Genomic DNA, 7,319 nt, shown 5'->3' on the forward strand with positions numbered 1-7,319 from the left:
CTGGTCTTCGCCGCCGAGGTGGGGGCGAAACTCGCGATGGCGACGCTGGCCTGCGTCGGACGCCCGAGCCACGAGGGATTCGGGTCGACGGTCATCGACGGGAACAGCCCACGCCACCTCGTCGGCTCGCTCGTCATCGCACTCCCGGCCGCTGTCGTCGCCGTTCCAGCAACCGCAGTCGTCGTTCTCACCGGCCCGCTGCTCGCTCTTGGCCTCTCTGGCTGGGCGCACCGCCGACTGGACGGCGTCGGCGGCGATGTCTTCGGCGCGGCCAACGAACTGACACGCGCCGTCGCGCTCCACGTCGGCGTCGCCGCGTGGTCGCTCTTCGGCGGCGTCCGGTCGGTACCGCTCGTCGACTGGGAGGTGCTCGCATGGACGCTCTGGTGATGTGTGGCGGGCGCGGGACGCGGCTGGACACCGAGGCCGAGAAACCGCTCTTTCGGGTCGGCGGTGTCCCGATGGTCGACCGGGTCGTCGGCGCACTGGAAGACAGTTCCGTCGAAAGAGTTATCGCTGTAACGTCGCCGAACGCACCGGAAACGCAGTCACATCTGGACGTGCCCTGTATCGAGACGCCGGGCGAGGGATACGTCGCGGATCTCGACGCGGCGCTGGCCGACGACCGGCTCTCCCGGCCGGTGCTGACCGTCGCCGCGGACCTGCCGCAGCTTGACGGCGAGATAGTTGACCGTGTTCTCGACGAGCACAACGGGGGCTCGCTGACGGTCCTGGTCCCGGCTTCGCTGAAGCGTGCCCTCGGCGTGAGCGACGACACGACGTTCGACAACGGAGGTCGGGAGGTCGCGCCGACAGGCGTCAACGTCGTCAGCGACGGCCCCGACGACGCCTGGCTCACGCGGGACCGACGCGTCGCGGTCAACGTCAACACGCTCGCTGACGCGCGCGTGGCTGAGCAATGGCTGTAACGACGTGGGGCGGAGGCCGAACGCCGCGAAACCTTCTCCACACCGCCCGCCGTAGCCCCCGTCAATGGACCCTGATTCGGTCGAGGGCTTGCGGGCGAGTGGCGGCAACGGGGCCGAGGACGCCATCGGGCCGGACGGGCGCGTCCCACACGGCAGCAGCGACGACCCGGACCTGCTGGATTTCAGCGCGAACACGAACCCCCGCGTCCCGCCGGACGCCGCGAAGACGTACCGGGAAGCGTTCGAGGCCGCCCGCTCGTATCCGGCGGACGACTACCCCGAGTTCCGGGCGGCCGCGGCGTCCTTTGTCGACTGCGAACCGGAACAGGTGATACCCACGGCCGGTGGCCTCGAAGCGATTCGCCTGGCGATCCAGACGACGGTCCGGGCCGGCGACAGCGTGCTCGTCCCGTATCCCAGTTTCGGTGAGTACGCCCGCGAGGTCCGGCTCCAGGACGGGACGCCGGAGTTCGTCCCACACAACGACCTGCTGACCGCCGACCCGGACGGTCATGCGCTCGCCATCGTCTGCAACCCGAACAATCCGACCGGCGAAGCGGCCGACCCGTCGGCGCTCCGGGCCTTCGCCGACGACTGTCTCTCTGCTGGGACGACACTGCTGGTCGACGAAGCCTTTCTCGGCTTTACCGACGAGCAGTCGCTGGCGGGCCGTGAGGGCATCATCGTCGCGCGCTCGCTGACGAAACTGTTCGGCCTCCCCGGCGTCCGGATGGGCTACGCTGTCGGAGCGGGCGAGGCCCGTGACCGCCTCGCCACCGCGCGACGCGCCTGGTCGATGAGCGCGCCGGCGGCCGCGGTCGGCACGCACTGCTACGGGCAAGGCGAGTTCGTCGCGGAGACGAAAGCCCGCGTCGCCGAGGAGCGAGCCCGCATGCGGGACCGACTCGCGGCGCGGTTCGACGTGTGTCCCTCCGATGCCCCCTTCCTGCTGCTGTCGGTCAGCGACGACGACGTAGCCGTGGACGAGATCTTTGCCTCGGCCCGAGAGGCTGGTATTGCCCTCCGCGACGCCCGGACGTTCCGCGGGCTGGACTCGCACATCCGCGTCGCCGTCAGAGCCCCCGAAGAAAACGACCGGCTGCTGGACGCGCTGGATGTTTGAGACGACCGTCGAAGATGGTGTCTGTCAGATTCGCCGCGAGGGTGCTCGATGGCTCTCGACGGCGTGGGACGGGGGCTACCGGACCGCAGACGCCGTCTACAACGTCACCGTACCCGAGGGGTTCGAGCGGACCGACCTCGACGCCTACCACGCGGAGCGACTGTCCGCGACCGGTTTCCCCCTCGGCCCGGCGCTGCTCACCGGCGTGCATATGGAGCACGCCCGCTGTGCCCGGAGCGGCCCGGTGTCGGTGCTGGCAACCGCCGGCCTCTCGAACCCCGCGGCGTTGCCGATGTCGGGAGCAGACGAAGCGGTCGACTCCGACGGAACAGCATCGAATCCGGCAGACAGCCCCGACTGGCGTCCCGGCACGGTCAATCTCGTCGCCGGCGTCGACCGCGCGCTGGACGACGGTGCGCTGGCAACGCTACTCGCCACGGCTGTCGAAGCGAAGGCCGCGACGCTACTCGACGCAGCGGGCGTGCCCGGAACCACCTCCGACGCCGCTATCGTCGGTTGTGTCCCGAGCGCTGAGCGCGCACCCTTCGCCGGCAGCGCAACTGAAATCGGGGCCGCCGCTCGCGTCTGTGTCCGCGACGCTATCCGGTCGAGTCTCGCCGCCCGCTACGACGGCGACAGCCTGCCGACCGTCGACGACGCGGCGTACGGCGTCGTCACCGACCGTGAGACGGAGGTGTTCGAGCCGTGAAAAAGCCGTTTATCACACGACATTCCCGGAGACCAAACGGCTAAACAGAATCCGGTCGAACAGACGGGTATGAGCGATAACACGGCCGGACCGACCGCCGAGCCCATCAGTCCAAGCGCGCCCGAGGAGTTCGGACTGGTCCAGGTCTGGTGGGGCGATGGCAAGGGCAAGACGACCGCGGCGCTTGGGATGGCGACCCGCGCCGTCGGCCACGGCTACCGCGTCCACCTCCTGCAGTTCATGAAGGGCGGGACAAGTACCGTCGAAGACGTGCGCGGCGAGTACAACGCGATTGCCGCCCTGCCGGGCTTCTCATACGAGAACGCGGGCCACTACGGCTGGCACGGCTTCCTCGACGGCAGCGAGGACGACGAGCACGAGGCCCGTGCGAAAGGCGCACTCGACCGGGCACAGGAACTCGTTCAGGCCAGCGCCGACGCCGACCTCTCGACGCCGCGGGACGCCGACGGGCCGCCAGAGGAGGGCGTCAATATGCTCGTCTTCGACGAGATTCTCTACGCCGCGAACCGCGGCCTCGTCGATCCGGCGGACGTGATTGGGCTCATCGAAGCAAAGCCCGACGACCTCGAACTGGTCCTGACGGGCGGGCACGAGCGACCAGAATTTCTGACCGACCATGCCGATCTCATAACGGAAGTCAACAAGGAGAAACACCCCATCGACGCCGGGCAGGGCGCGCGGAAGGGAACGGAGTTCTAGAGGGTTCCAAGCAGATAGTCAAGACAGACGCCGAAGACTAGCGAGTACGTCACGTTGGCGATACTCCCCGTGAGATAATACGTCGTGTTCCCACTGGAGATGTCTTGCCAGCGGACAATTGACTTTGCGGTGAACACCAGTCCCAGTGCCGTGTATGCGCCGAGTAGCGTCAACGTGAGTATCAGAATATTCTCTACTTTCCCGACCGCACGTCCCGTATCCGCTTCTTTTTCACTCACATCGGCACCGGCGTATTGGAGAGCAGCGGATACCATGGTCCCACTTGTCGACAGCAACAGAGCGTACCCGGCACCAACTACGACCGCTGAGCGAAATGAGATAGACGAAATCAAATCACCGGTCGCCCAGACAAGACCAAGAATAGCACCGACTGTGACTACGGCCGACGCTGGTGTCCGCCAACTCACAGAACTCATTCCCAGACCTCTGTCATGGCCGCTTCAAGATTTGCTTCGGTTGACAGTACCATCTCCGCCTTTGCCCGCGAAAGCGTCTGTGAGACGGCCTGAATCGAGACGTCTCGGTCGTCAGCCAACGCCTGCATACTCTTTCTTTCGCGGTACTCACGGACGATCGACGCCTGGTGTGGCGTCCATTCCTGTTTCCACGCAAACAGCAGGTGTATCTGGTCGGCAAGCAGCGAAAGTAGCCAAGACTTCACGACAGGATCGTGCAGCGCAACGGCCCGACCGTTTTCCGTGATGTCAGCTAGCAACGTATCTGCTTTGTGGAACGCAGGGCCATCCATCTCTGAAACCTCGCTCGTTGTCATCCCCACGTCAACTTCTCCGTGGACAACCGCAAACCGAATCGCAGTCGGGTGTATCGATTCGGTGATTTCCCGGATAGCGCGGTAAGCATGTCCAGGGTTTCTGATGACTCCTCCGACCTCGTCAACCCCCTTCAACACCGAGAACGGCGCAACCGTCTGGTCGGCGAGTGCGTCGGTCGCTCGTGACACACCCTGATTGAGCGCCGCTCGCAACGCCTCTCTATCTGTGACCGACCGTGACTCGATGACATCACCGATGATGACGCACCATCGCTCCGCCATAGTCATCGACTCAACCCGATATCGTTTACTTGTTTTGGTTAAACCGTTTCACGTTGAGTACCGTGTGAACGGCTAATCCGGATTCGGTTGATTGGGCAGTGTTAAATCGATATGGGTTTAGTGATCTGAGCGAAAGAAACCAGTGCGTTCGTCTCCCAACACAGCCTAATGGCCCACACGCTGCTGGTCGCCGGAACGGCGAGCCACGTCGGCAAGTCGACCGTCGCGGCCGGGCTCTGTCGCTATCTGGCCGACCGTGGTGTCTCGGTCGCACCGTTCAAAGCCCAGAATATGAGCAACAACGCCCGGGCGACACCCGGCGGCGAAGTCGGCGTCTCGCAGTACGTTCAGGCCCGCGCGGCCGGCGTCGCGCCGTCAACCGACCACAATCCGGTACTCCTGAAACCGCGAGGGGACGGCGAATCCCAGCTCATTCTGGATGGCGAGGCGGTCGGGCATTTCGAGGCCCGTGGATACTACGACGAGCACTGGGAGGACGCGCTGGACACCGCCCGCGCGGCCCACGACCGACTCGCCCGGTCCCACGACGTGATTGTCGCCGAGGGCGCGGGATCGATTGCCGAAATCAATCTGCACGACCGCGACCTGGCGAACGTCGAGACGGCGCGTTTCGCCGACGCCGACATCCTCCTCGTCGCCGACATCGAGCGCGGCGGCGTGTTCGCCTCGCTCGTCGGGACGTTGGAACTGGTTCCCGACGACATCCGGGACCAGGTGGCCGGCGCGGTCATCACGAAGTTCCGCGGCGACCGCTCGCTGCTTGACCCCGGCATCGACGAGTTCGAGGACCGGACCGGCGTGCCCGTCGTCGGCGTGATTCCCTACGACGACCCCGGACTCCCCGAAGAGGACAGCGTTGCGCTGCCGCCGGTCGGCGAGCGGTCCGTCGTCGGCGCTGACGATGGCGTCCCCGACGACGGGAGTGTTACTGTCGCCGTGCCGCGACTCCCGCGCATCTCGAACTTCACTGACCTCCAGCCACTCGCCCGCGAACCCGGCGTCAGGGTCGCGTACGTCCCACCCGAAGCCGCCCTCGACGACGCCGACGCGGTGGTCCTGCCGGGGAGCAAGAACACGGTCGACGACCTGCTGACGCTCACCGACGCTGGCTTTGATGGCCGCCTCCAGTCGTTCGACGGCCCCGTCGTCGGCCTCTGTGGCGGCTACCAGATGCTCGGGGAGGAAATCACGAACGCCGCAATCGAGGGGACCGGCGACGCGGACCGCGTCGAGGGTCTGGGCTTGCTCCCGGTGACGACGGAATTCAGCGAGTCGAAGACAGTCGAACACGTCCGGCGGGACCTCCGTGGCGTCGGCCCGCTTTCCGGGGCGAGCGGGACTGTCGAGGGCTACGAGATCCACATGGGCGACTCGACGCTGACCGACGAGGCGGCCCGGCCGTTCGACGGCGACGGGGCGGCGACCGACAGCGTTCTCGGCACATACCTCCACGACCTCTTCGTCAACGAGAGTGCCAGAGGTGCCTTCGTGCGAAATGCGTTCGAGAGTGCTGGTGTTAACTCCCCAGCGGCAAACGAGCGAGAAAGCGGCGACCCGTACGAGCGAGCCGCCGGCCTCGTCGCCGACCATGTCGACCTCGGCCCGCTCGGACTGGCCGATTGGTGACCGTTTGATACTTCTTCAAATTCCGGAAATTTATATACATCTAGCTCGCAATATTCTCCAATGGTCGAAGTGTTCGCGGTCGCCAGTGGGAAGGGCGGGACTGGCAAGACGACGAGCACCGTCGCCCTCGGGATGGCGCTGGCCGACCGCTACGACGTGACGGTGGTCGACGCCGACACGGGGATGGCGAACCTCCTCTTTCACGCCGGCCTCTCCGACGCCGAGACGACGCTGCACGACGTCCTGGCCGACGACGCGCCCGTTGAGGCGGCCACGTACGACCGGTTCGGGCTGACCGTCGTTCCCTGTGGAACGAGCCTGGACGGTTTCAGAGACGCCGACCCGGACCGCCTTCGAGACGTGGTTGCGACGCTTGCAGAAGATACTGACATCATCCTCCTCGATTCGCCGCCAGCGCTCGACAGCCGGACCGCCGTCCTTCCCATCGTGCTAGCCGACCGCATCGTCGTCGTCCTCCAGCCGACGATCCCCGCCATCTCGGACGGGCTGAAGGTCCAGGAGTACGCGACGACCTACGACACGGACGTTGCGGGCCTCCTGTTCAACAAGGTCCGCGAGTCCGAATCCATCGAACAAGTCTCAGAGAAGACCGAGCGGTACTTCGACGGGCCGACGCTGGCCGCGGTCCCCGAAAGCGAGCGGGCCCGTGAGGCACGCCGTGCTGGCCGGCCGCTCCTTGCCCACGCCCCCGAATGCGAGGCGTCGACGGCCTACCGAGAGGCCGCCGAATCGCTTACCGTGCGGGATGGGGCGGCCGCCGACGCCGCCGACCGGTTCCAGAGCGCCGTCATCCCCGAGTCACTATGAAGTTGCCCCGCGGCCGACTCGACAAGTCCCGCGTCGTCACGGACCCGCGGGACACGCTGGCCGACGTGCTCGACCGCGAACTGACCGGCTATGCCGTCTTCGAGTCCCAGGAGACGCTCCTGCTTGACGGCGAGGGCCGGGGCGTCATCACGTTTCACCGAGCATAGTGCTAATATTAATACTGATTCCGATAGCTACATTTAGCTGAGTTCTCGAATTCCGACCTCTAGTGAACTCAGACCATCCATGACTAAGGGTTTTTGAGTGACGGTTAAGTATATAATCCCC

At 65.7% G+C, this 7,319-nt stretch carries 10 protein-coding genes; 8 read left to right on the plus strand and 2 right to left on the minus strand.

Annotated elements, in window-relative coordinates; genetic code table 11:
* The 5 genes from GJ630_RS18840 to GJ630_RS18860 form a co-directional block, all read left to right on the plus strand.
* Positions 1-390, plus strand: a 390-nt coding sequence (locus GJ630_RS18840) for an adenosylcobinamide-GDP ribazoletransferase (protein ID WP_197427667.1), incomplete at its 5' end; no start/stop codon positions are given.
* Positions 390-929, plus strand: coding sequence for an NTP transferase domain-containing protein (locus GJ630_RS18845; protein ID WP_197427668.1), 540 nt, complete (start codon positions 390-392; stop codon positions 927-929). The genes GJ630_RS18840 and GJ630_RS18845, both read left to right, overlap by 1 nt.
* 64 nt (positions 930-993) lie before the next feature.
* Positions 994-2,052, plus strand: coding sequence for a threonine-phosphate decarboxylase CobD (gene cobD, locus GJ630_RS18850; RefSeq protein ID WP_191450701.1), 1,059 nt, complete (start codon positions 994-996; stop codon positions 2,050-2,052).
* On the plus strand, positions 2,045-2,761 hold the full coding sequence (locus GJ630_RS18855; protein ID WP_191450703.1) for an adenosylcobinamide amidohydrolase: 717 nt from the start codon (positions 2,045-2,047) through the stop codon (positions 2,759-2,761). The genes cobD and GJ630_RS18855 overlap by 8 nt, the downstream gene beginning before the upstream one ends.
* A gap of 69 nt (positions 2,762-2,830) precedes the next feature.
* The gene (locus GJ630_RS18860; RefSeq protein ID WP_008308206.1) at positions 2,831-3,481 is read left to right on the plus strand and encodes a cob(I)yrinic acid a,c-diamide adenosyltransferase; all 651 of its coding nucleotides are present in this window, start codon (positions 2,831-2,833) and stop codon (positions 3,479-3,481) included.
* Here the strand turns inward: GJ630_RS18860 and GJ630_RS20240 are convergent.
* Both GJ630_RS20240 and GJ630_RS18870 read right to left on the minus strand, forming a co-directional pair.
* Entirely contained in the window at positions 3,478-3,720 is a 243-nt protein-coding gene (locus GJ630_RS20240; protein ID WP_233425838.1) for a hypothetical protein, read from the minus strand. The two genes, GJ630_RS18860 and GJ630_RS20240, sit on opposite strands and share 4 nt — an antisense overlap.
* Positions 3,721-3,914: 194 nt before the next feature.
* Complete coding sequence (locus GJ630_RS18870; protein WP_014041136.1) at positions 3,915-4,556, minus strand: SatD family protein; 642 nt, start codon at positions 4,554-4,556, stop codon at positions 3,915-3,917.
* Between the two features lie 168 nt (positions 4,557-4,724).
* Between GJ630_RS18870 and GJ630_RS18875 the strand changes: the two genes are divergently transcribed.
* The 3 genes from GJ630_RS18875 to GJ630_RS18885 are packed head-to-tail and all read left to right on the plus strand — an operon-like array spanning position 4,725 to position 7,198.
* Entirely contained in the window at positions 4,725-6,203 is a 1,479-nt protein-coding gene (locus GJ630_RS18875) for a cobyric acid synthase (protein WP_014041137.1), read from the plus strand.
* Between the two features lie 60 nt (positions 6,204-6,263).
* Positions 6,264-7,031: an AAA family ATPase gene (locus GJ630_RS18880; protein WP_014041138.1), complete on the plus strand. Its 768-nt coding sequence runs from the start codon at positions 6,264-6,266 to the stop codon at positions 7,029-7,031.
* On the plus strand, positions 7,028-7,198 hold the full coding sequence (locus GJ630_RS18885; protein ID WP_191450705.1) for a hypothetical protein: 171 nt from the start codon (positions 7,028-7,030) through the stop codon (positions 7,196-7,198). Before GJ630_RS18880 ends, GJ630_RS18885 begins: the two co-directional genes overlap by 4 nt.
* Positions 7,199-7,319: the final 121 nt, after the last annotated feature.

The sequence above is a fragment of the Haloarcula sp. CBA1122 genome, assembly GCF_009741785.1.
In the GTDB taxonomy this organism is placed as follows: Archaea; Halobacteriota; Halobacteria; order Halobacteriales; family Haloarculaceae; genus Haloarcula; species Haloarcula hispanica.

Coding starts and splice junctions, on each gene's coding strand:
- GJ630_RS18855 (WP_191450703.1), top strand. CDS start 2,045: ATGTTTGAGACGACCGTCGAAGATGGTGTCTGTCAGATTCGCCGCGAG.
- GJ630_RS18845 (WP_197427668.1), top strand. CDS start 390: ATGTGTGGCGGGCGCGGGACGCGGCTGGACACCGAGGCCGAGAAACCG.
- GJ630_RS18860 (WP_008308206.1), top strand. CDS start 2,831: ATGAGCGATAACACGGCCGGACCGACCGCCGAGCCCATCAGTCCAAGC.
- GJ630_RS18880 (WP_014041138.1), top strand. CDS start 6,264: ATGGTCGAAGTGTTCGCGGTCGCCAGTGGGAAGGGCGGGACTGGCAAG.
- GJ630_RS18875 (WP_014041137.1), top strand. CDS start 4,725: ATGGCCCACACGCTGCTGGTCGCCGGAACGGCGAGCCACGTCGGCAAG.
- GJ630_RS18870 (WP_014041136.1), bottom strand. CDS start 4,556: ATGGCGGAGCGATGGTGCGTCATCATCGGTGATGTCATCGAGTCACGG.
- cobD (WP_191450701.1), top strand. CDS start 994: ATGGACCCTGATTCGGTCGAGGGCTTGCGGGCGAGTGGCGGCAACGGG.
- GJ630_RS18885 (WP_191450705.1), top strand. CDS start 7,028: ATGAAGTTGCCCCGCGGCCGACTCGACAAGTCCCGCGTCGTCACGGAC.